Annotated in this window: 22 protein-coding genes and 1 tRNA gene; 8 read left to right on the top strand and 15 right to left on the bottom strand. The window is 33.5% G+C overall.

Features of this window, described 5'->3' with window-relative positions:
- Positions 1–60: 60 nt before the first annotated feature.
- Positions 61–525 (top strand): GNAT family N-acetyltransferase, encoded by a 465-nt coding sequence (locus tag ACFSAH_RS12650; RefSeq protein WP_379663109.1) that lies wholly within the window; start codon positions 61–63, stop codon positions 523–525.
- Between the two features lie 17 nt (positions 526–542).
- Here ACFSAH_RS12650 and ACFSAH_RS12655 read toward each other — a convergent pair whose 3' ends face one another.
- Entirely contained in the window at positions 543–932 is a 390-nt protein-coding gene (locus ACFSAH_RS12655) for a winged helix-turn-helix transcriptional regulator (RefSeq protein ID WP_379663110.1), read from the bottom strand.
- A 149-nt stretch (positions 933–1,081) separates the two neighbouring features.
- Between ACFSAH_RS12655 and ACFSAH_RS12660 the strand changes: the two genes are divergently transcribed.
- The gene (locus tag ACFSAH_RS12660; RefSeq protein WP_379663111.1) at positions 1,082–1,465 is read left to right on the top strand and encodes a DoxX family protein; all 384 of its coding nucleotides are present in this window, start codon (positions 1,082–1,084) and stop codon (positions 1,463–1,465) included.
- 75 nt (positions 1,466–1,540) lie between these two features.
- Complete coding sequence (locus ACFSAH_RS12665) at positions 1,541–2,458, top strand: ClpXP adapter SpxH family protein (protein ID WP_379663112.1); 918 nt, start codon at positions 1,541–1,543, stop codon at positions 2,456–2,458.
- A 240-nt stretch (positions 2,459–2,698) separates the two neighbouring features.
- On the opposite strand, the gene ACFSAH_RS12670 is transcribed toward ACFSAH_RS12665, so the two are convergent.
- The 6 genes from ACFSAH_RS12670 to ACFSAH_RS12695 form a co-directional block, all read right to left on the bottom strand.
- Positions 2,699–2,783 (bottom strand) — tRNA-Ser (locus ACFSAH_RS12670).
- 102 nt (positions 2,784–2,885) lie between these two features.
- Positions 2,886–3,878 (bottom strand): YihY/virulence factor BrkB family protein, encoded by a 993-nt coding sequence (locus ACFSAH_RS12675; protein WP_379663113.1) that lies wholly within the window; start codon positions 3,876–3,878, stop codon positions 2,886–2,888.
- A gap of 10 nt (positions 3,879–3,888) precedes the next feature.
- Complete coding sequence (locus ACFSAH_RS12680; protein WP_379663114.1) at positions 3,889–4,296, bottom strand: acyl-CoA thioesterase; 408 nt, start codon at positions 4,294–4,296, stop codon at positions 3,889–3,891.
- Positions 4,297–4,314: 18 nt separating this feature from the next.
- Positions 4,315–5,364: an endolytic transglycosylase MltG gene (gene mltG, locus ACFSAH_RS12685; RefSeq protein ID WP_379663115.1), complete on the bottom strand. Its 1,050-nt coding sequence runs from the start codon at positions 5,362–5,364 to the stop codon at positions 4,315–4,317.
- A gap of 32 nt (positions 5,365–5,396) precedes the next feature.
- Positions 5,397–5,702 (bottom strand): rhodanese-like domain-containing protein, encoded by a 306-nt coding sequence (locus tag ACFSAH_RS12690; protein WP_379663116.1) that lies wholly within the window; start codon positions 5,700–5,702, stop codon positions 5,397–5,399.
- Positions 5,702–6,466 (bottom strand): PASTA domain-containing protein, encoded by a 765-nt coding sequence (locus tag ACFSAH_RS12695; RefSeq protein WP_379663117.1) that lies wholly within the window; start codon positions 6,464–6,466, stop codon positions 5,702–5,704. Before ACFSAH_RS12695 ends, ACFSAH_RS12690 begins: the two co-directional genes overlap by 1 nt.
- Before the next feature lie 198 nt (positions 6,467–6,664).
- Between ACFSAH_RS12695 and ACFSAH_RS12700 the strand changes: the two genes are divergently transcribed.
- The gene (locus ACFSAH_RS12700) at positions 6,665–7,651 is read left to right on the top strand and encodes a D-alanine--D-alanine ligase (RefSeq protein WP_379663118.1); all 987 of its coding nucleotides are present in this window, start codon (positions 6,665–6,667) and stop codon (positions 7,649–7,651) included.
- Here ACFSAH_RS12700 and ACFSAH_RS12705 read toward each other — a convergent pair.
- Positions 7,648–8,061 carry an acyl-CoA thioesterase gene (locus ACFSAH_RS12705; protein WP_379663119.1) on the bottom strand — a complete coding sequence of 138 codons (414 nt, stop codon included), beginning with the start codon at positions 8,059–8,061 and terminating at the stop codon, positions 7,648–7,650. The genes ACFSAH_RS12700 and ACFSAH_RS12705 overlap by 4 nt on opposite strands.
- A gap of 251 nt (positions 8,062–8,312) precedes the next feature.
- Here ACFSAH_RS12705 and rpsO point away from each other — a divergent pair, with 251 nt between their 5' ends.
- Complete coding sequence (gene rpsO / locus ACFSAH_RS12710; protein WP_379663120.1) at positions 8,313–8,597, top strand: 30S ribosomal protein S15; 285 nt, start codon at positions 8,313–8,315, stop codon at positions 8,595–8,597.
- A gap of 68 nt (positions 8,598–8,665) precedes the next feature.
- Here rpsO and ACFSAH_RS12715 read toward each other — a convergent pair whose 3' ends face one another.
- The 6 genes from ACFSAH_RS12715 to ACFSAH_RS12740 form a co-directional block, all read right to left on the bottom strand.
- Positions 8,666–10,573, bottom strand: a complete 1,908-nt coding sequence (locus tag ACFSAH_RS12715; RefSeq protein WP_379663121.1) for a DUF294 nucleotidyltransferase-like domain-containing protein — start codon at positions 10,571–10,573, stop codon at positions 8,666–8,668.
- Between the two features lie 130 nt (positions 10,574–10,703).
- The gene (locus ACFSAH_RS12720; RefSeq protein WP_379663122.1) at positions 10,704–11,333 is read right to left on the bottom strand and encodes a 3'-5' exonuclease; all 630 of its coding nucleotides are present in this window, start codon (positions 11,331–11,333) and stop codon (positions 10,704–10,706) included.
- A gap of 74 nt (positions 11,334–11,407) precedes the next feature.
- Entirely contained in the window at positions 11,408–12,493 is a 1,086-nt protein-coding gene (locus ACFSAH_RS12725) for a sugar transferase (protein ID WP_379663123.1), read from the bottom strand.
- 3 nt (positions 12,494–12,496) lie between these two features.
- Positions 12,497–12,892 carry a response regulator gene (locus ACFSAH_RS12730; RefSeq protein ID WP_379663124.1) on the bottom strand — a complete coding sequence of 132 codons (396 nt, stop codon included), beginning with the start codon at positions 12,890–12,892 and terminating at the stop codon, positions 12,497–12,499.
- A gap of 263 nt (positions 12,893–13,155) precedes the next feature.
- The gene (gene yidC / locus ACFSAH_RS12735) at positions 13,156–14,946 is read right to left on the bottom strand and encodes a membrane protein insertase YidC (protein WP_379663125.1); all 1,791 of its coding nucleotides are present in this window, start codon (positions 14,944–14,946) and stop codon (positions 13,156–13,158) included.
- A gap of 25 nt (positions 14,947–14,971) precedes the next feature.
- The gene (locus ACFSAH_RS12740; protein WP_379663126.1) at positions 14,972–16,585 is read right to left on the bottom strand and encodes a CTP synthase; all 1,614 of its coding nucleotides are present in this window, start codon (positions 16,583–16,585) and stop codon (positions 14,972–14,974) included.
- A 347-nt stretch (positions 16,586–16,932) separates the two neighbouring features.
- On the opposite strand from ACFSAH_RS12740, the gene ACFSAH_RS12745 reads away from it, so the two are divergent.
- The 3 genes from ACFSAH_RS12745 to ACFSAH_RS12755 all read left to right on the top strand — a co-directional run bounded on the left by ACFSAH_RS12745 (position 16,933) and on the right by ACFSAH_RS12755 (position 20,283).
- Positions 16,933–17,367, top strand: a complete 435-nt coding sequence (locus ACFSAH_RS12745; protein ID WP_379663127.1) for a hypothetical protein — start codon at positions 16,933–16,935, stop codon at positions 17,365–17,367.
- Positions 17,368–17,447: 80 nt separating this feature from the next.
- Entirely contained in the window at positions 17,448–17,912 is a 465-nt protein-coding gene (locus ACFSAH_RS12750) for a hypothetical protein (protein ID WP_379663128.1), read from the top strand.
- 181 nt (positions 17,913–18,093) lie between these two features.
- Positions 18,094–20,283: a polyribonucleotide nucleotidyltransferase gene (locus ACFSAH_RS12755; protein WP_379663129.1), complete on the top strand. Its 2,190-nt coding sequence runs from the start codon at positions 18,094–18,096 to the stop codon at positions 20,281–20,283.
- A 70-nt stretch (positions 20,284–20,353) separates the two neighbouring features.
- Here ACFSAH_RS12755 and ACFSAH_RS12760 read toward each other — a convergent pair whose 3' ends face one another.
- Complete coding sequence (locus tag ACFSAH_RS12760; protein ID WP_379663130.1) at positions 20,354–22,258, bottom strand: OmpA family protein; 1,905 nt, start codon at positions 22,256–22,258, stop codon at positions 20,354–20,356.

The raw sequence follows: 22,258 nt of genomic DNA on the forward strand, positions 1-22,258 counted from the left end.
GAAGGTTTTTTCAGGACTACCATTAAAAGAGGTTTAATATATCTGAAAATAATTAGGTTTATGATTAGAAAAGCAACACAGAATGATCTTCCGAAATTGGAAGAACTCTATTTTCTATTGTTTGAACAGATGGCAGACTATGAACCTTATTATAGGAAAGCTACCCATCAAGACCAGCATTTTTTGAGGAGTGTAATTGCTGAAGAAAATAACTTTGCCGCATTTGTTTATGACTTGGATAAGGATGTTAAGGGATTTGCTATTGTACAAATGCAGGAAACTTTACCTTATAATTGTTTTGTGCCTTTGAAATATGCTTATTTAATTGATATTGTTGTAGAAGTAGGTATGAGGAGGAAAGGTATTGGAAAAGCTTTGATAAATCAGGTGAAAATTTGGGCTAAAGAAAATAAGGCAGATTACCTGGAGCTGCAAGTGCTAATGAAAAATAAGGATGCAGCAGCACTTTATTTACGCGAAGGTTTTGAAATATTCAGTCAGTCGATGCGTGTACGGATAGACTAAAGTTTTAGCAATAAAAGTTATTTTTCTTTTGTATTATCAGTTTTTGGAGAGTCGGCATAAAGAGATTGACGATAAGCAATACCCCAATTGGCAATCTCATTAATAATAGGTTCTAATGTTTTACCATATTCGGTAATTTCATATTCTACAGTAATGGGTTTAGTGTTCAGAACCGTACGGGTAACTAAACGGTTTATTTCCATATCTTGTAGTTCTTTAGAAAGCATTTTAGCAGCAATACCATCTACTTCACGTAACAAATCCATAAAACGCATTTTTCCACTTTCCATCAGTGTACCCAAAATATGAAACTTCCATTTACCGGATAAAATCTCCATAGTGTCCTTAATGGCTGTTATACGGGTTTTGCACTGTGGGGTGTTATTTATGGAGGCTTTCTTTTTCATTTTACTACATTTTTAAAACAACGAAACTACTTTATAAAGTTACTAAAATTAGCATTGGTTACCTATTGGTAACTAGTTTCAAAAAGGTAATTCATAACATTTTTAAACTAAATGGAGTGTAGTTTTGCAGGCAGTTTAAACATACAAAAATGAATAAATACAAAATTACTTATTGGGTTACAACAGGTTTATTTGCAGCCTTTATGCTTTTTAGTGCTTACAGCTATTTAACATCTGAGGAAATGAAAGGAGCGTTTACTTTTTTAGGTTTTCCTGATTATTTCAGGATAGAATTAGCCGTTGCTAAATTGTTGGGCGCGTTAGTCTTAATTCTTCCATTTGCACCTAAGTCTTTAAAAATAATTGCTTACTCAGGGTTCTTCATCAATATTGTATCGGCAGTTGTGGCACATTTAGCTAAAGATTATCATGCTTACGGATTTATTGTTTTTTCGGCTGTTACTTTGGCCTTATCTTATTATGCTTATATGCATCTCGAAAGGCAGAACGTACAACCTAAAACAGAAATTTAATAATGAATGTTAAGAGAATGATGAGGTTGAGAAGCAATATTTGTTTGAATTAAAAGAATAAAAAAACAGTAGGATATGATAGATAAAACTTTAAAAATTAATGCGCTATTGTGTGATCCTGAAGAAGGAATCTGTAGTCTGCCAGAAACTGATAATTATGTTGAACCTATTGGAGAAGCAGTTGATAAAAACATTAAGGTAATTTATTTTACAGATCCAATTTGTTCTTCATGCTGGGGGATAGAACCACAATTGAGAAAACTAAAGCTGGAATACGGTGATAAGATAGATATTGAATATCGTATGGGCGGGTTATTGCCTGATTGGAGTTATAATGGTGGAGGGATTAGCAAGCCCTCTGATGTAGCACACCATTGGGATGAGGTAAGTCTTTATTATGATATGCCCATAGATGGTGTTGTTTGGTTAGAAGACCCTTTAGATTCTTCCTATCCGCCATCTATTGCATTTAAAGCTGCACAGATACAGAGTGAGGAAAAAGCTATCTTGTTTTTGAGGAAAATCAGAGAAATGGTGTTTCTGGATAAAAAGAATATCGCAAAAACGGAGAACCTGCTATTGGCAGCTAATGCAGTTGGATTAAACACAGAACAGTTTAAGATTGATTTTGAAGGAAAGGCAAAAATATTGTTCGAAGAAGATTTACAATTGGCAAGGGAGTTTGGTGTTAGAGGTTTTCCTACTATGTTTTTTTTAGATAAATTAGGAAATAGGGAAGTGGTGTATGGTTCTAAACCTTATGCAGCTTATGAAAATGCTATTCTAAAATTGAATCCCGAAATGGTTAGATATGATTATAAAAAGAGTTGGGATGCACTTTTTGCTAAATATTCTTCATTAACGGCAAAAGAATTTTCTGAGCTGTCTGGAGTTTCAAGGGAAGAGAGTGAAGGGGTGCTTGATAGCCTTGTTGATAAAAAGGTATTAAAAAAAGTGAGTATTAAAAATGGTTCTATCTGGAAACGGCTTTAAAATATGGTGAACTGAGGTTGTCTAAATAGAGCTATTTGGATATCCTCAGCTCTGTTAGAAATCAATATAAATATTCCAGTAGCGGCTCTTTATAATTCTGGAAATACTCTTACTGTTTTTGTGTACCCGTATTGTAGAGAATATGAAGTGATAAGAATTTTACTTGATTCTCAATAATTAGGGACTTATAAATTTACTGAAACAAAAAAAGAGCTTCTATTTAGAAGCTCTTTTTTTATGCGGAGAAAGAGGGATTCGAACCCCCGGACCTGTTACAGTCAACGGTTTTCAAGACCGCCGCATTCGACCGCTCTGCCATTTCTCCGGGGGCAAAAGTACAAACATTGTCTTAAACTCCAAAAAATACCAGGTAAATTTTAAGCGAATATTGCTAACCGTTTAAAATACAGTATAATAAAATTTCAGGTTAGGAGTTTTTATCAGGAAAAGGTGGTTTATTTAAGTCTTTAAAGGTGTTTATTCTGGGTCTTACAATTTTTATACTGCGTTTAGAAAGCTCTAAACTGGCGTTTAACTCAAAACCTATTAATAGTATAAAAGAGTTTAGGTAAAGCCATATCATAATTACCATAAGTGTCCCGATAGAACCGTATAGTTTATTGTAAGCTCCAAAATTGTTGATAAAGAAAGAAAATCCAATGGTGGTTAGTACGGCAAGAATAGTAGCCAACCAGGATCCAGGATTAAATAATTTCCATTTTTTTGCATTGGCTGGTCCATATCTGTATAGAATAGAGGTAGTAAAGCCGTAAACAGCAATAATAATGATCCAGCGACCAACAGCGATTAGAAAAATCCAAAATCTGCTATCACCTAAGTCTAATTCTCGTTTAAAGGTGTTTAGTATAAATTCGGTAATTACAGTGATTGTTACACCTAGTATAATAGAGAATGCTGTTAACAGGGTTAAGTTGAGTGCTACAAACCTCCTTTTTAACCAGGATCGCGTTTCCAGAATCAAGGAAGATTTGTTGAAAGCCCGCATTAATGTGTGTATACCATTTGTAGCAAAATATAACGCTAATAAAAAACCTATAGATAATAATCTTCCGTTTTGGTTTTTTACAATATCTTCTAAGGTTTCTTCAAAGGCTTTATAAGCATTTTCTGGTAATAACAATGCTATAATAGCCATTAACTGGTTTTGGAAATTCTTTATCGGTATATACGGAATTAATGTAAACAGGAAAATAATTGCTGGGAATATAGCCATCAGGAAATTATAGGCCAATGAAGAAGCTTTATTGGCTAAAGACTCTTTTTGTATTTCTTCAAAAAAGAAAGTGGCTACAGTATAAAGCGGTAAAGAATTAAATCCGGGTAACACAATGATTTTTGTCCAGGCTATAAACCTGCGATAAAAACCAAAGCGATGTAAAAATCTGTGCAATCCCTTCATTCATCCTAATTTAGTCAAAAAAAGGATTTAATCTGCTAGAGAAGTTATCAGGAGGCATACAGGGTTTGTTTTTTTCAATATCAACAAAAACCATAGTGGTTTCGCCTGTATGTACATGCTCGTTTTGTTCGTTAAAGATATCGTATTTAAACAGTATTCTTACTCCGGGCTTGTTAGGAATGGTTACTTTGAGGGTGATATTTTCATCATATTTGATCGGTCTGAAAAACTTAGATTTCATTTCCAATACAGGTAACATTACCCCATCTTCCTCCATAGATTTGTAGGTCATCCCTAAACTTCTTAATGCTTCTGTGCGGCCTACTTCATAATAAGTGGCGTAATTGCCATTATATACGTAACCCATCTGGTCAACATCAGCATATCTAACACGAATCTGCGTCTCAAAAACAAACATGCTTATCTGATTTATTAATTATTTTTTGATATTTCTTTCATTGAGGGCCTGTTGAAACTTGCGGGCATTTACCAGATGCTCGGCAAGAGTAGAGGCAAAGTTATGATAACCGGAAAAATCTTCTTTTGCACACATGTAAATATATTGATGGGAAACAGGGTTTAATGTAGCATCTATAGCGGCAATAGAGGGCATCATAATCGGTCCTGGAGGCAAGCCTTTAATTCTATATGTATTGTAAGGAGATTCTTTAGATAAATGCTTGTTAAGCACTCTTCTTATGGTGAAATCATTATTGGCAAATATAACTGTCGGATCTGCTTCTAATTTTATTCCTTTTCGTAATCTGTTGAGGTAAAGACCGGCAATAGTGGGCATTTCACTGTCAGCTAAAGCTTCGGCATCGACTATGGAGGCTAAAATAGTGACCTGTTGAGGTGTTAAATTAAGTGCTTCGGCTTTTTTTAATCTTTCAGAATCCCAAAATGTTTTAAACTCTTTGTTCATCCTTAAAAAGAAATCTTTTGCGCTAATATTCCAGAACATCTGATAAGAGTTTGGAATAAACATGGTGTATATATTATCTGTTGTGAAACCATATTCGGACACAAAAGCTGCGGAATCCATCAGATTTACCAAAGAAGCAGAATCAAACTCAAGTTTTTTTGAAACCATACCGGCAAGACTTTCTTTTAACCTTACGTTACGGAATGAAATATTAACGGGTTCTTGATTGCCTACAATAAGCATGTTAACAATTGTCCTGTTATTCATTCCCGGTAAAATAGCGTATTTACCAGATTTAAATTTCTTTTCCAGTTCTTTGTCTTTAGCTAAATCAAAGAAATAGGCTGGACGTTTTAATAAATTATGTTTGGCTATGGAGTCCTGTAACTGCTTGTAAGTTGCGTTTGTTGGAATATATAAGTAGGTTTTTTCCTCTATTTTTGTGTTTGCCGCAAAATATTTGTAGTAAAATTTAGGTATAATGGAGGAGGCTACAACCAATATAATTAACAGCGCTACTATAAGGGCTTTCTTTTTTCCTGACATATTTTTCTTTACCATAATTGTATGATTAATTTCGGATAGTCTTTTTCTTATAAATATTGTTGTAGTTTAACCAATCCACCTGTTAGGTTTCTTACGTTTTTAAAACCGTTTTGTTGTAATATAGTTTTAGCTGTTTTACTTCTGATGCCTCTTTGGCAGATAACAATAATCTCCTGATTTTTGTCTAGTTCAAGTTCTTCCTCGTCAATAGACTGCTGGATTTTAGCTAAAGGAATGTTAATACCGCCAATGTTATAGGTATGGTATTCTAATGCTTCTCTAACGTCCAGAATAAAGGGAAGTTTCAACTCTTGCAGTAACTTTAAAAAGTCTTCTGACTGTATGTCTTCCATTATTGGTTTGATAAAACTAGGTTAATTCTGGTACCAATACTAACTCTTACTGTTGAGTCTTGCACATTAGGAAACTGTCTGATGACTACAGCATTTGAAGAATCGGAAACGGCGCCTTCAAATTCTACATTTCCCAGTGTTAATGAAGCTCCTTTAATAGAGAATTTTGCTTCGCTTAATGTTAAGCCTCTAAAGTCTGGTACTTCTACTTCTGCGGCTCCCATTCCGTCACCTAAAATCAGGCTTATTTTTGAACCTTTCGGTATTTTTTGTCCAATTCTCAAAGATTGATTGGCAAAAGAAAATCCCAATACAGCGTCTCGGGCTATATCAGATCTGTAAATAGTATCTCCAATTTTTAACCCATAATTTTCCAATATAGCTTTAGCTTCCAGAAAGGTTTTGTTTTCGATATCTGGAAAAGTAACATCTGGTGTTTGCGAGCTTACAATGGTTAAATATATAATCCTATTAGTTTTAACATTGGTTTCCGGATCTGGATCCTGCTCCAGAACTAAGCCAGGCTCTTTATCCATTACAAATACGGAGTCTATTTTGTAACGCAATCCATTTTCATCTAATATACGGATGGCATTGTCAACTTTTAATCCTTTTACTTTAGGTACAGCAAGACCTTCGCCATGTTTGGTGTAAAATCTTAAGCTAAAGAAAATAATAAATATCAGTGCGATAATAGAAACTGAAGCAATAATCAATTGCTTGCGAAACTCTGGTGTGGCTAGGTACTTAAAAAACTTATTCATCAAGTCTTATTAATATCAAAAATTGTACCTCAAACTTAGCCAAAAAACAGGAAACTGAATCAAAATATATTTTTTTAGATTTCAGGATAGGACTTTGTAGATATTATTTCTGATTGCTTCTGGATGTTGAGAAATTGACGTTGTAAAAAATCAAAAATCTTAAAACTTAAAAATATTATAATCTATATTTGAATCATCATGAAGAAGAATATTGCTTTAGTTGCCGGAGGTTTTACAGGAGAGTCTGTAGTATCTTTAAATAGTGCCAAAACGGTAGAAAAACACCTGAATAAATCAAAATATAATGTTTATAACATTATACTTGAAAGAGACAGATGGTATTATAATGATGTAAATAACGAAATTGTACTTATTGATAAGAACGATTTTTCTTTGACATTGAATGGCGAGAAAATCAAATTTGATTGTGCTTTCATTATTATCCATGGTATCCCGGGTGAAGACGGTAAATTACAGGGGTATTTTGATATGATTGGATTGCCTTATACCAGTTGTGATTCTACTTCTTCTGCGCTTACCATGAATAAAGGTTACACTAAACAAGTGGTTGCTGCAATAGAACAACTTCATGTAGCAAAGTCTGTTCAGTTATTTTCTTTAGCATCCTATGCTCAGGATAGAATTATAGAAAAATTAAAACTGCCTGTTTTTGTAAAACCTAATAATGGGGGAAGCAGTATTGGAATGTCTAAAGTGTCTGACTGGGCAGATTTAGATGTTGCAGTAGAGAAGGCTTTTAATGAGGGGTCAGAGGTGTTAATTGAGGAATTTATATCAGGACGTGAGTTTACGGTTGGGGTGTATAGGGTAGAGGGAGAAACTCGTGTTTTGCCTATTACGGAGGTTATAACTACTAAAGAGTTTTTTGATTATGAGGCTAAGTATGTTCCCGGATTAACTAATGAAGTGACTCCTGCACAGTTAGATGAGCATATTGTAGAAAGAGTGGAAGAGATTGTTAAACAGGCTTATATACAGCTAAATTGTAAGGGAATGGTGCGGATTGATTTTATTTTGGATAAGTTACACCACGATTTTTATTTTATTGAAGTAAATACTATTCCCGGACAATCAGAGAATAGTATTATACCACAACAAGTAAGGGCAGCGGGTTTAACGCTGGAATATTTTTATGGTGCTTTGGTAGAAGAAGCTATACGTTAAATACTGTAAAGTTTAACAACTTCTTCGGGAATTGAAATACTTTTTCCTGTTTTAAGATTTATCATAATGAAATAGAACCAGCCAATAGTGCTGGTTTTGTTTGTTTTGAGGTTGGTAATGGTAAATTCTACTTTGCAACCTCTGGATGTGATATCTACAATACCGGTTTCTACTTCAAAAGTATCGCTTAACTGAAGAGGGCGTTTATATTCTATATGAACTTTGTGTACAACCCATCCATAGCCTAACTCTAAAAACTTTTCCATAGACATTCCATAATAGAGTTCCATTTGTTCATATCTGGCAGCCAATACGTAATCAAGGTATTTGCTGTTATGTACATGGTTAAACATGTCTATGTCATCTGGTCTTACTTTATGGTTTGTTTTAAATTTTTTAAAGTTGCTCATGAATATAAATTAATCCGGTTGTACGTGTTCCCGTTCTTTGCGGCGAAAATAAGCTATAAATTTGATTTTTAGGTAATTGTTTTTTTTATAGCTGTTGCGCGCAGCAATAAAAATTGTTTGCGATAGAGAGAAGAATGTATACATCTAGGGTTTCTTAAAATAAATTTGTAACTGTTTGAATATATTGGTGATTTAATCGTACCTTTGCAGGCAATTAATTAAATTTTTTACGCTTTAATATTATTCAGGTAATGTATTTAAGTACAGAGAAGAAGAAAGAAATCTTCAAAGAACACGGAAATTCTGAAACTAACACTGGTTCTGCTGAAGGACAAGTAGCTTTATTTACTTACAGAATTGCTCACTTAACAGGGCATTTGAAAAGTAACAGAAAAGACTTTTCTACACAGTTAGCACTACAAAAACTAGTTGGTAAAAGAAGAGCGTTGTTGGCTTATCTTTATAAAAAAGATATCAATAGATATAGAGCTATCATTAAATCTTTAGGATTAAGAGATATCATCAAATCTATCTAATTTTTTTAGATTTTAAGACTTCAAAAAAAGCTTCTGGATTTTATTCAGAAGCTTTTTTCTTTTTAAGGTTATCCTAATACGCTATTGGTAAAACGCATTTTTATACCTGTCTGGAAATTTTGTATGGTTTTAAATATTTCTCTGATTGTAGCTTTCTCAATTTTAGTGAGGTTTCTGATAGGGATGTAGTTGTCTGGTTCAGATTTTTCAACAATAATCTGGTTGGCCTGATTTTTTAATCTTAACCCCATCAAGTAATAATAGGATTGGCTAAGTTCATGATACTGCGTTTCTGTGAAAATCCCAATTTCAGTAAGTTTTTTTAGTCTTTCTCCAGTGTTTTCCCCGTAAATTCTGTTTTTAAGAGCGTATACCCGTACCAGGTCAACAATAGGAGTCATCGCATTTTTAATATCAAATACTTCTGATTTACCTATTGTTTGTGTTCTTATTGTATTGAAAAATGTTAAAGGAGGTTCATACTGCAATGCGTTTTTTGCTATATGTACAAAAAAACGTTCTATTGGTTTTTGAAGTTCGATATCCAGAAATTCTTTGAGTTGCTGGATAATAGCTTTATCCCCATATAAATATCGGCAGTCAAAAAAAGTGGAAAATTTCACTGCGTTTTCAGGCACAGATTCTTCTATCCATTTTTTATAATTTCTTTGCCAGTGAGAAAGCGAGTGTGTCCAGTCTGGATTACTGGCCATGTAACCGCCTTTGCAATACACGAAACCAATTTGATGTAACTGATCCGATACCCGCCTTGCAAATTCAAGAAAATATTTACGTACCAGTTCCCGCTGCTCATTCGCTTTATCTTCGTATATAATTGCGTTATCCTGATCTGTTTTTAAGGTTTGTTCTTTTCTGCCTTCGCTACCGGTTACCATAAACACGAATTTGGCTGGAGGTTCTCCCATTTCGCCAATAACCTTTTCTATGACTTTTATGGCTATGGTATCGGCAATAGTGGTAATTACCTGGTTTACAATTTCAGAATGTACTCCACGACCTAATAATTGATTAATCATTTCGGGAACGTAATCCCACTTTTGTTTTAGCTCTTCTACAGTAATAGCTAATTTTACAGATTGTATAAAAACTAAGGGTGATTGAGCCTGTTCACTTAAAAGCCTGTTCCTGCTTAGAAAACCAACATATTTTTGGTCTTTTTCTACTAATAGATATTTAGATTTGGTTCTGAACATCATTAGGACTGCTTCGTAAAGGTAGGCTTGACTGGAAATAGAAACGATAGGATTATCCATTACGGATGAGATCTTATTGTTGGCATCTAATCTTTTGGCAATCACATTATCTCTTAAGGTGATGTCTGTGGTGTAACCAACAATATTGTCTTCATTGTCTTTTACAAACAGGCAGCTTACTTTATTTTCTGCCATGTGTATAGCGGCTTCGTAAATAGGAGTATCTGTATTGCAAGAAACAATATTTTTATATATAATGCCTTCTATTTTTCTGGAATATAGTTGCTCTGCAGCAATATAACTTTCTTCAAAAGAAGCGGGTTTTTTAACAAAGTGAGAAAACTCTTCGTTAAGCATCCGCTGGCCAAAATCTGTGGTGTAATATTGAAAGAAATCTTCATAAGCGTTACATAGCTCAATAAAATCTTTTCTGGGTAAGGTATATACGATAGTGTTCTTTTTTGCAATTACAGATTTTAGGGCTTTGGTTCTGTTTAGTAAAATTGATATACCACCAAAACAATAAGGTGTGTGATGTATTTCTATAGATCTTTTGTTTTCTGCCCCGTCAAAAAAGAATGTTTCGTATTCACCTTCCGAAATGAAGTCAACACCTTTCATTTCTGTAATCTCTTGCCTGTAGGCAAGTGTGTCTTTAGTATATTTTGTTTCTTTTAAAGATTCTGCAACCCCTTCTATAACGTTTTCAGGAAGCAGGTTAAAAGGAGTGGTATTCATTAAAAGTTCTACTAACTTTTTCATCCTATCAATTCTTTGAGATATTAACGGTATTGGATACTTTTATAATATTAATATGGCGTTATTATTTATTGGTAAGATATTAAAAACATGTTTGTGTACAAAACAAAATGCTTACAACACTTAGTTAAACTTACAACTGCTTAATATGTTCTATAAAATAAGCCTGTTGTTGTGTAATATCTTCCTCATCTATTTCTCCTTGTTTTACTAACTCAAAAAAACATTTTGCAGTTACTTCTGCATCTGTTAATGCGTTATGCATGTTGTTTGGATCTTCACCAAATAAGTATTTATAAAGTGCCGGTAGTCGTAGAAATCTATATTGCGGATTTTTAGCATATTTTCTGCTATTTAACATAGTGCAGAATAAATTAGATTTTGCGATGAAATGTTTTAAACCAGCTCTTTTAAAATCTACGTTAAGTATATGAAGGTCAAGTTCTATAAAATGACCAATAATCAGGGGATTATATTTTTTGATATCGTAGGCTAATTTTCTAAGTACTGGTTTTCTTTTAATTCCGTATTCACGTAAAAAATCAAGAGTTATGCCATGTATCTTCTGGGATGATTTATCTATAGTAAATTCTTCTTCAAAAATATAATGGTTTTCTCTTTTGATTTCTTTGCCATCTTTATCAAAAATTATCCATGCAATTTGTATAGCAAAAGGCCAATTATCTAAATTGGAATATGGTGAATCCCATTTTTTAGGTAATCCGGATGTTTCTGTATCAATAAATATCAGGTAATCTTTCAATACGGTATTTAATTGAGCTGATAAATATATTAAATAGATAGCACAATTAATAAGCCGTTATTTGTTGTTAAGGATTAAACCTTTTCTTTTTGTAGTAAAGCGGGAATGGTCTTTAGTATGATTTTTAAATCCAGCCAAAGAGAGTAATTGGATGCATAAAAGTTATCCAGTTTTTTTCGTTCACGCTCTGAAATTTCTTTTTTACCTCTTTTGCTGATTTGCCAAAGTCCGGTTAGTCCGGCAGGACCTAAAAAGCGCATAGACCATTCATTGGTAGTTAACTTTTCAGCTTCATAAAGTGGTAAAGGTCTATTGCCTACTAAAGACATATCGCCTTTAAGTACGTTTACCAATTGAGGAAGTTCATCTATACTGGTGTTGCGTAAAAAAGAACCTAATTTAGTTACTCTTGGATCGTTTTGTACTTTAAAAAAAGCAGATTCTCCTTTATATTGGTTGTTTTTGGAAAGTTTTTCTACTTCTTTATCTGCGCCTTGACGCATAGATCTGAATTTGTAAAAATCGAATATTTTGTAGCCTGTGCCTACTCTTTTGCTGGTGTAAAATACAGGGCCTTTAGAATCTAACTTAATAAGTATGGCAACTAATAATAATAACGGACTGATTATTAATAATGCTATTGACGACAGAAAAATATCAAGAAACCTTTTCCCCCAAGGGGTTTTGTAAATAGTTGTAGGTATTTGTGAAAGGTCTGTGATTTCTGATCTTAGCTGTTTGTAAAATGATAAAAACCTTAATCTCTGCTTTACATCATTAAAGAAAATAGGAGGTACATAACAATCGCTAACTCCTTGTTTTAGGGCTTTTTTAACAATAGCCGGATCTTTTTCCGTTAATAGGAATATCACTATTATATTTCTGGTAAGCCAGTTGCTTTTTAAACTGTCTACAAGTTGAAATACTTCGTGTTGTGTTTCTTGATTTACTTCTATAAGTATATTCGTATTGAGCTCATCTATCGAAAGATTTTGAGATGCTTCCTGAAGACTTTTTATAGAATCAAATTTTTTGAGGGAATACAATTCGGCAGGAAAGTCGTCTTCAATATTATGTTGATAATTTTCGGCATAATAAAACACGCTTAGAACAGAGTTCTCGGCTGAATAATTTGGGCTATGTATGTTCTCGAATTGCATGCTCTAATTTAGAAGCTTTTTTATTCTTTCTTTTAATATTGTTGGGTTAAACGGTTTAGAAACTAATCCGTTTATGTTGTACGGTATTGCAGTATTAATTTTTTCTAATGTATCTGACCCGGATAAAACAATAATAGGAATATCTCTGTAGTATCCACTGATTTTTACAAGTTTTACAAAATCAGCACCGTCAAAATAAGGCATTTCCAGATCAGAAATAATTAAATCTGGGATATTACCACTATCTAACCAGCTTAAAGCATCAAAACCGTTGCTTTTGATAATTAGGTCGTATTCGTCTTTTAAAATAAATTCTAACAGCTTAAGTATGGTGATTTCGTCATCTACTACGAGAATCTTTTTTTTTGCATTAACTCCTTTATTCTTAGAAACACTCATTTTAATGAATACTTTAACCTAACTATACATAAACAATGCCTTAAACATGATTACTACAGAAATGTTGCTAAATCAATATTAAATAATCAAATGTTTCAGGTTTGTATCTGATTCATTTTTACAAAAGTAGCTTTTATGTATTTAAACTTAAAATATGTATATATCTTCTATTTTGTGAGTTTGTGTTGTTTTGTTGATTTATTTTCCTGTGTTGGGTAAGTTTTTTCTCAAAAAAAAGAGGGAGATAATTCTCCCTCTTCGTCTTATTTTTTATTTTTTTGCTGTTGTTGCATCTGCTGTTGCTGTCTCATCATGTCTTCCAGTTTTTTCTGAAAACCACTTTTCTTTTTAGAAGTTTCGGGTTTCTTTTTATATTCCTGGATTTGTGCATGTATTTTATCATCGTTCACAAATCTTCTGATTAGAATTTGTTGGGTAAATGTGAGAATGTTAGCACAGAAATAATAATAGTTTAATCCGGAAGGATAAGAATTCAACACTCCAAAGAAAATTAGAGGTGTGATATATCCAATGTACTTCATTTGTCCCTGTACATTAGAGGTTTGGTTATTGAAATAAGTATATATCAGTGTAGATGCCGTCATTAATAAACACATTAAACTGATATGATCCCAACCTAATAAAGGTATTGCAGGAAATTTGATAAGATCATCATAAGTCGATAAATCTTTCATCCATAAAAAGCTCTCGTGTCTTAACTCAAATAAGTTAGGGAAGAAATAGAAGAAAGCAAGGATAAAAGGCATTTGAAACAATAAAGGTAAACATCCACCTAAAGGATTAACGCCTGCTTGTTTATATAACTTAAGGTATTCTTGTTGTAATAGAGCTTGGTTATCTTCACCTACTTTAGCTTTTATTTCATCCATTTCCGGTTTTAATACCCGCATCTTAGCCATAGATAGGTAAGATTTGTAAGTGAAAGGGAAAAGTACTGTTTTTAAGATAAGGGTAAGTAGAAGGATAATTAATCCGTAGCTAAGGTTAAAGTTGTTAAAGAAATTGAATATAGGTAATACCAAATATCTATTTATCCATTTCAATGGACCCCAACCCATTTTTACCTGTTTCTCTAAATCATGTCCTTGATCTTTTAACTGACTAAATTTGTTATTTCCAAAATAGAAAGAAAAGTTGTAAGTGTTAACATCTAAAGGCTTGTATGCCAGACTTAATTTAGTATTGTATTTTTTTACAATATCATTTGCTGCAGATGTTTCTACTTTTGTGTTTACTTTTCCAAAACCATCGTTAGAAATAATAGCTGTAGAGAAGAAGTGTTGTTTAAAAGATATCCAGTTGATTTTCTTATCCTCTAAAGATTTTTCATCACTTTCTGTTTCGCTCAGATGATCTACATCGCCGTCAAGAGTTCTGTAATAAATGGTAGAATAGTGTCTTTCGTTTTTAATGTCTTTCTCTTGTTGTAAAAGACTGGTTCCCCAAATCATGTTCAAATCTGTAGTTGAACCGGGGATTTTTTGACTATATCCTTTTAAAGCAATATTAAACTCAACCTGATTGCTTCCATTTTCTAAAGTATAGGTGTAATCAATATAAGAACCATCAGTTTCGGCATATCTGTAGGTTACTTTGTTAGGTAAAGAATCTACTCTGGAAAAAAACAAATTATTGGTATTAACCTGTTTGCCGTTGCTGATAAATTCTAGGCCAAAATTAGCATTCTTGAAAAGTACAACCGGTTTGCCCTGATAATCTGTTTCAGTTTTAATTTCTGAACCTACTATTTTACCACCTACATTAGATAGTGATAGCTTTATTTTATCATTTTCTAAAAAACTGATGGCTTCAGTTTGGATAGCACTGCTTAAAGTAGAATCACCTAAAATAACTTGGTTATTTTGAGGTTTTTGTTGACCTTGTGGCGTAGCTACTATTGATTTTGCTTTTGCCAAGGAGTCTTGTAGTGCCTTTTCTTTCTTAATTTCCTCTTCAGAAGGTTTTAGAAGGAAGGTAGATCCTACAAGGATGATTAAAATAAGGAATAACCCCGTGAAAGTATTTTTATCCATTATATATTATTGTATAATTTCTTTTTTAGTTTTTCTTTTTTGAATATTCTAATGAAGCTGCTACAAATTTAACAAAAAGAGGATGCGGATTTGCAACAGTCGATTTTAATTCCGGGTGAAATTGAGAAGCCACAAAGAATGGATGGTTTTTTAACTCTACAATTTCAACCAGGCCGTTTTCAGGATTTAATCCAGAAGCAATCATCCCGGCCTCTTCATATTGTGATAAATATTTGTTGTTAAACTCGTATCTGTGCCTATGACGTTCAGAGATTTTACTTTTACCATAAATAACATGTGCTTTTGTTCCTTTTTTTAGTTCGCAAGGATAAGCTCCTAATCTCATGGTTCCGCCTTTAGCAGTTATGTTTTTTTGATCTTCCATGATGGTGATAACCGGATGAGGAGTATGCTCATTCATTTCGGTACTATGGGCATCTTTGAGGCCTAAAACATTTCTACCAAATTCTATAACGGCACATTGCATACCCAAACATATCCCAAAGAAAGGAATATTATTCTCTCTGATATATTTTATGGCATAAATTTTACCATCAATACCGCGTTCTCCAAAACCTGGAGCTACCAAAACCCCATCAAGTTTAGAAAGTTTAGATTTTACATTTTCCTCATTTAAGCTTTCGGAATGTATCCATTCAACCTTTACTTTACATTCATTAGTGGCGCCTGCATGTATAAAAGCTTCGATAATTGACTTATAAGCGTCAGGAAGCTCTACATATTTTCCAATTAAACCCACTTTTACCTCGGCAGTAGGGTTTTTCAGTTTACCTAAAAACTCTTTCCATTTTTCAAGATCAGGTTCGTTTTTGGTCGGAAGTTTCAATTTCGCCAATATAGTACGGTCTAACTGTTCTTTTAACATTAATAAAGGAACATCATAAATAGTACTGGCATCGGCAGATTCTATAACAGCATTTAGATTTACGTTACAGAATTGAGCAATTTTCTTTCTAAGGTCGTGTCCCAAAGGATGTTCTGTTCTGCAAACCAGAATGTCTGGTTGTATACCGTATTCCAAAAGCATTTTTACCGAGTGCTGCGTTGGTTTTGTTTTTAACTCGCCAGCAGCAGCCAGAAAAGGTACTAAAGTTAAATGGATAACGATGGCATCATGAGCACCTGCTTCCCATTTAAACTGTCTAACAGCTTCTATATAGGGGAGAGATTCAATATCACCTACGGTTCCACCTAATTCTGTTATAACAATATCGTAGTCTCCGGTTTCGCCCAACAAACGCATATTGTGTTTAATTTCGTCGGTGATGTGCGGAATAACCTGAACTGTTTTTCCTAAATATTCTCCCTTTCTTTCTTTACTGATAACGTTTTGGTAGATTCTACCAGTAGTAATGTTGTTTGCCTGAGAAGTAGGGGTATTTAAAAAACGTTCGTAATGACCAAGGTCAAGATCTGTTTCTGCACCATCTTCGGTAACAAAACATTCACCATGCTCATATGGATTTAAGGTTCCCGGATCGATATTAATGTAAGGATCGAATTTCTGAATGGTTACTCTGTAACCTCTTGCTTGTAAAAGCTTGGCTAATGATGCGGAAATAATACCTTTCCCTAAAGACGATGTAACGCCTCCCGTAACGAAAATATACTTAGTCATGATGGATTTCTATAAAGATTCAGTGCAATTCTTTCTAATCTAGAACCAAAATCTGAATCTTTTTGTACGGGGTTCAAAAGTAGAGTTTTTTTTCGAAAGTAAAAAACCAAAAAAGTATTTTTAATGGTCAAAATATCCACATTTTTTATCGGTAATGATTGTTTGTTCTATTAATAGAACGTTTACGTAAAAAACTCAATTATTGCGTTTTTTTGAGAAAGAATAATGTATATAGTAAGGATGAAGGAGCTTTAGTTTGTTAAATATTGTTGAAAGACAGGTGCTGAGTGATTATTTCTAAAACCTGTTTTTTTGGCTTACTTTTGAGCAAAAATAAAGTTTAGCAAATGAATCAGGTATATAGAACCTTATTACTAAGATATCAAAACTATTTATTGGAATTTTTTCAGCTGATAGAAGACAAATCGTTAATTGAAGAGGATTCTGCAGAAGAAGCTAATGAAATTAGAGCATTTTTAGAAAATCTTCCTGATATGGGAAGCGAATTTGAAATCTCATTTTCTATATCTAAACAAACTGGTGGATTGGTAACTGCCTGGGATGCGGATATAAGTGATGAAGGCTTTAGTGTAAGATCGTTTTCTACTGATGATAATTTAGAAGAAGTTAATGAGTGGTATTTGCATTATCATGATTCTACTCAGGAATACGAAGGGAATTTATTTACTGATGGCGATTGGGATCTTTTTCTGGAAGAAATAGCTGATTTGGATGAATATGAAGGAGGAAAGCTTTCTGCAAGTTTAAGCTATAAATGTTAAAAAGTCTTAAAATCTGTAAATAGTTTAAACCTTTTTAGTAGATGTTCATCTTAAAGAGTATCAACTTAAAATGAATAAAAATGAAAAGGTCAATCTTAAAAATCACATCAGTTCTGTTGTTGGTAACAGCAGTTGGTTTTCAATCAAAAGCTCAGGATAGGGCAGAAAGAAGAAAAAATGCTCAGTCAAATACAGAAATGCAGGGAAAAGCAGGAGGCATGCAGCAAAGAGGTGGATTTAATATTCCAAATGCTACAGAAGAACAAAAAGCCTTATTGAAAAATCTGAATGAAAAGAGAGAGCAGCAACAAAAAGATCTGGAGGCAACCTATACTGATAAACAAAAAGAAATAGCAGCAAATGCTTCAATGAATTTCAGAGAAAAAAGACAGGCTTTGGAGTCAAGCTACACAGATTCACAAAAACAGTTACAAGCAAAATATAGAGAAGAATTGAAAACGGAGAGAGAAAAATTGAATAAAACTTTAACTGATGCTCAAAAAGAATCTATGAGAGGCGGAAATATGAGAGGTGGAAATAGATAAGTCCGTAATAAATAGTTTTTTATACCGCTTTATCTGAATTGATAAAGCGGTATTTTTGTTTTATGTGGTTAGATGGATGTAACGTTTTTGTTTGTAAGTGATTGATGCGAGAATAAAAATTTGATTATCAAAGAAAATAACTGATATAAAAGAGTATTTTTGTGCCGAATAAATAAGAATTATGAGTTTAAATGTAATTAATAAGTCGATAGATCTAGGCGATGGCCGTATTATCGAGATCGAAACCGGAAAGCTGGCAAAACAGGCTGATGGATCGGTTGTCGTTAAACAAGGTAATACGATGCTGTTGGCTACAGTTGTATCCAATAAAGAGGCGAGAGAAGGTGTCGACTTCCTTCCTTTATCAGTAGATTATCAAGAAAAATATGCGGCAAGTGGTCGTATACCAGGTGGTTTCTTACGTCGTGAAGCAAGATTGTCTGATTATGAGGTGTTAATCTCAAGATTGGTAGATAGAGCTTTAAGACCGTTGTTTCCTGAGGATTATCATGCGGAAACTCAGGTGATGATTAGTTTGATTTCATCAGACGAAAACATTATGCCTGATGCATTGGCAGGTTTGGCTGCTTCGGCTGCTATAGCAGTTTCTGATATTCCATTTAACGGACCAATTTCAGAAGTTCGTGTAGCTAAAATAGACGGTCAGCTAGTAATTAATCCTTTAAGAAGTGATTTAGAAAGAGCTACTTTAGAGTTTATTGTAGCCGGTTCTGAAAAGGATATTAACATGGTTGAAGGTGAGTCTAACGAGATTCAGGAAAGTGAATTGGTAGAAGCTATCCAGTTTGCACATGAAGCCATTAAAAAGCAAGTTGCTATTCAGAAAGAATTGACAATTGCTACCGGAAAAACAGAAAAAAGAACATATTGTCACGAAAATTCAGATTTAGAGTTAAAAGACAAGGTTTATGCAGCAACTTATGATAAAGTTTATGCAGTAGCTAAAGCTCAATTACCTAAACACGAAAGATCTGATGCTTTTGCTACTATATATGGCGATTTTGAGGCAACTTTAGGTGAAGAACTTGAAGATAGCATAGTGTTTTTGGCTAAAAAATATTTCCATGATGTTCAGTACGATGCGGTTCGTAACTTACTGTTAAATGAAAATGTTCGTTTAGACGGAAGAAATTCAAAGCAGATACGTCCAATTTGGAGCGAGATTAATTATTTGCCATCAGCTCACGGATCATCAGTTTTTACAAGAGGAGAAACACAATCATTAACAACCGTAACTTTAGGTTCTAAAGACGATGAACAAATGATTGATGGAGCATTTATTTCGGGTTATAACCGTTTTATGTTGCATTATAACTTCCCGGCTTTCTCAACAGGAGAGGCTCGTCCTAACAGAGGAGTGGGGAGAAGAGAAGTAGGTCACGGAAACCTGGCTATGAGAGCTATTAAAAAAGTGCTTCCTTCAGAATTAGAAAACCCTTATGTAATTCGTATAGTTTCAGATATTCTAGAATCAAACGGTTCATCTTCTATGGCAACTGTTTGTGCGGGAACTCTGGCTTTAATGGATGCTGGTGTAAAAATCAGTTCTCCGGTTTCAGGTATTGCAATGGGTTTAATTTCTGACGAGAAAACTGGTAAATATGCTATTTTATCAGACATTCTTGGTGATGAAGATCACTTAGGTGATATGGACTTTAAAGTTACAGGAACCAAAAATGGTATTACTGCTTGCCAAATGGATTTGAAAGTGAACGGACTTTCTTACGAAGTACTTACAGAAGCTTTAAATCAGGCAAAAGATGGTCGTCTGCATATCCTTGGAGAAATGGAGAAAACAATCTCTGCTCCGAGAGAAGATTACAAACCACATACCCCAAGAATAGTTGCTTTTACTATTGATAAAGAATTTATAGGTGCTGTTATAGGTCCTGGAGGTAAAATTATTCAGGAAATGCAGCGTGAAACTGGTGCAACTATTTCTATTGAAGAAAAAGATAATAAAGGTGTTGTACAGGTTTTTGCAAGTAACAAAGATTCTTTGGATAGCGCTGTATCAAGAATAAAAGCAATTGTTGTAAAACCCGAAGTAGGTGAGGTGTATGAAGGTAAAGTGAAATCAATAATGCCTTTTGGTGCTTTTGTTGAAATTTTACCAGGTAAAGATGGTTTATTGCATATTTCTGAAATAGATTGGAAACGTTACGAATCTATGGATGGTTTGTTTAAAGTAGGCGATGAGGTAAGAGTGAAACTTCTGGATATAGATAAACAAGGTAAATTAAAATTATCAAGAAAGGTATTATTACCTAGACCTCCAAAAGAGGAAAATAAAGAAAAAAAGGAAAAATCAGGTGATGAAACATCGGCAGAAACTAAAACTGCAGAATAATAAAACCAGAATTTTACTAAATAAAAAAAGCGTGTCTGAATAATTTAGATACGCTTTTTTATTTGAAGGGTTATTTAAGAATATCTATAATAACAAATTCAGTTCTGCGGTTATTGGCTTTCCCTTCAGGGGTAGAATTGTTGTCAATAGGAGATGATTCTCCAAAACCCTTATATTGTAATCTTTTTTGCAAAACTCCCTTTTCAATCAGATAATCGTAAACAGTTTTAGCTCTGTTTTCGGATAATACTTGATTGGTTTTTTCGTGACCATCATTATCTGTATGACCCCGTAGTTCAATTTTAATGTTTTTGTTTTCGTTTAAAAAATCTATTAAAATACCCAGTTCAGTTTTAGAATCGTCTTTCAGGTCATATTTGTTGGTGTCAAAAAAAATATTCTTTAAAACAACCTTTTCTCCTATAGCAATTTTATTCATGGGTACGTCTAAATAAATAGGTTTATCTTTAGGATATTTTTCTGTAGAAAAGTTTTCGGTAAAAAATAGATAGCCATCATCGAATACATTCAGGCTATAGGTCTTTTTATTTGGTAAAATGGTCATAAACGTACCATTAATTTTATCTGCATAACCGGCATATAAACTTTCTCCGGTTTTTAAATCTAATATTTCAACCAGGGCATTTAAAGGTTTTTTGTTTTTGGCATCATAAACCTTTCCTTTTATGTAATTTACGCTTTGAGGTCTTATTTCTGAAGGAAGATCAAAAGAATAGATGTCAAAACCACCTTTTCCGTTAAAATTATTAGATGAAAAAAAAGCGGTGGTTCCATTGGCATTTACAGTTAAACCACTTTCCTCGCCATAAGTATTTATCGGGTAACCAAAGTTTTTAGCTTTTCCCCAATTTCCTGTACTGTCCAATCGGGAAACAAAGAGGTCTTTATTGCCCATTCCGGGCCATCCGTTTGACGAAAAATAAAGTGTTTCATTATCAGGATGAATGAATGGTGATTGTTCATCGTACGGAGTGTTTACATTAGATCCTAAATTGATAGGAACTTGCCATTTGCCGTTTTCATCTAAAGTGCTTTTCCAGATGTCGTAACTCCCATATCCACCTTTTCTGTCACTTACAAAATATAATGTACGGCCGTCTGCGGATAAGGAAGGCTGAGATTCCCATCCGGAAGTATTGATGGGAGAACCTAAATTAACAGGCTTACTCCAGTTATCACCTTCTTTCTGAGAAACGTAAATATCGCATCTGCCCAATCCATCAGGTCTGTTGCAACCCGTGAAAAATAAAAATTGTCCATCAGAAGAAATACACTGTGCACCTTCATTATATTCAGGAGTATTTATATTATTACTAAGATATTGGGCAGTTTGCCATTTTCCATCCTTTTTTACAGAACTATAAAAATCTTCATTATTATTTATCTGTCTGGTGAAAATTAAGATTTGTTCATCCGGAGTTACTGCAGGCATATATTCATGTTGTACAGTATTGATGGCATCTCCTAAGTTTATTGGAGTGAAAGAAACCGGTTTTTTGATAGCATTTAGGGCAAAATCACAATCTTTTAAGTACTTTTCAACTAAAATAACTTTTTCAGGTTTGAGGTTGCTTTTAGTCGAGAAAATATTAAAATGTTTAATTGCTTCATTATAATCACCAGTTTTTAATTCTACCTCTGCTAAATAAAAATATCTGTCTATACCCAATTCAGGTGCGATATCAAAAGCTTTTTTGTATAATGATTTTGCATTTAAGAAATCACCCTGAAACCGATAAATATCAGCTTTTAAATGATATGCTTCTGAAAATTTAACATCTTGTTTTATAGCTAAATCTAGCTCTTTTTGGGCATTTAAAAAATCATTTAAATCCAATAAAGATTGTGCCTTTTCAAAAGATTTTATAGCCGATCTGTTTTTTGTAGAGTAATTAACCTGTGCAAATAGAACCAGATTTATACTAATTAAAGCAAAAGTCAGTAAGGCCTTCAT

Origin of the sequence: Pseudopedobacter beijingensis, assembly GCF_042678145.1 — a bacterium.
GTDB classification, from domain to species: domain Bacteria; phylum Bacteroidota; class Bacteroidia; order Sphingobacteriales; family Sphingobacteriaceae; genus Pseudopedobacter; species Pseudopedobacter beijingensis.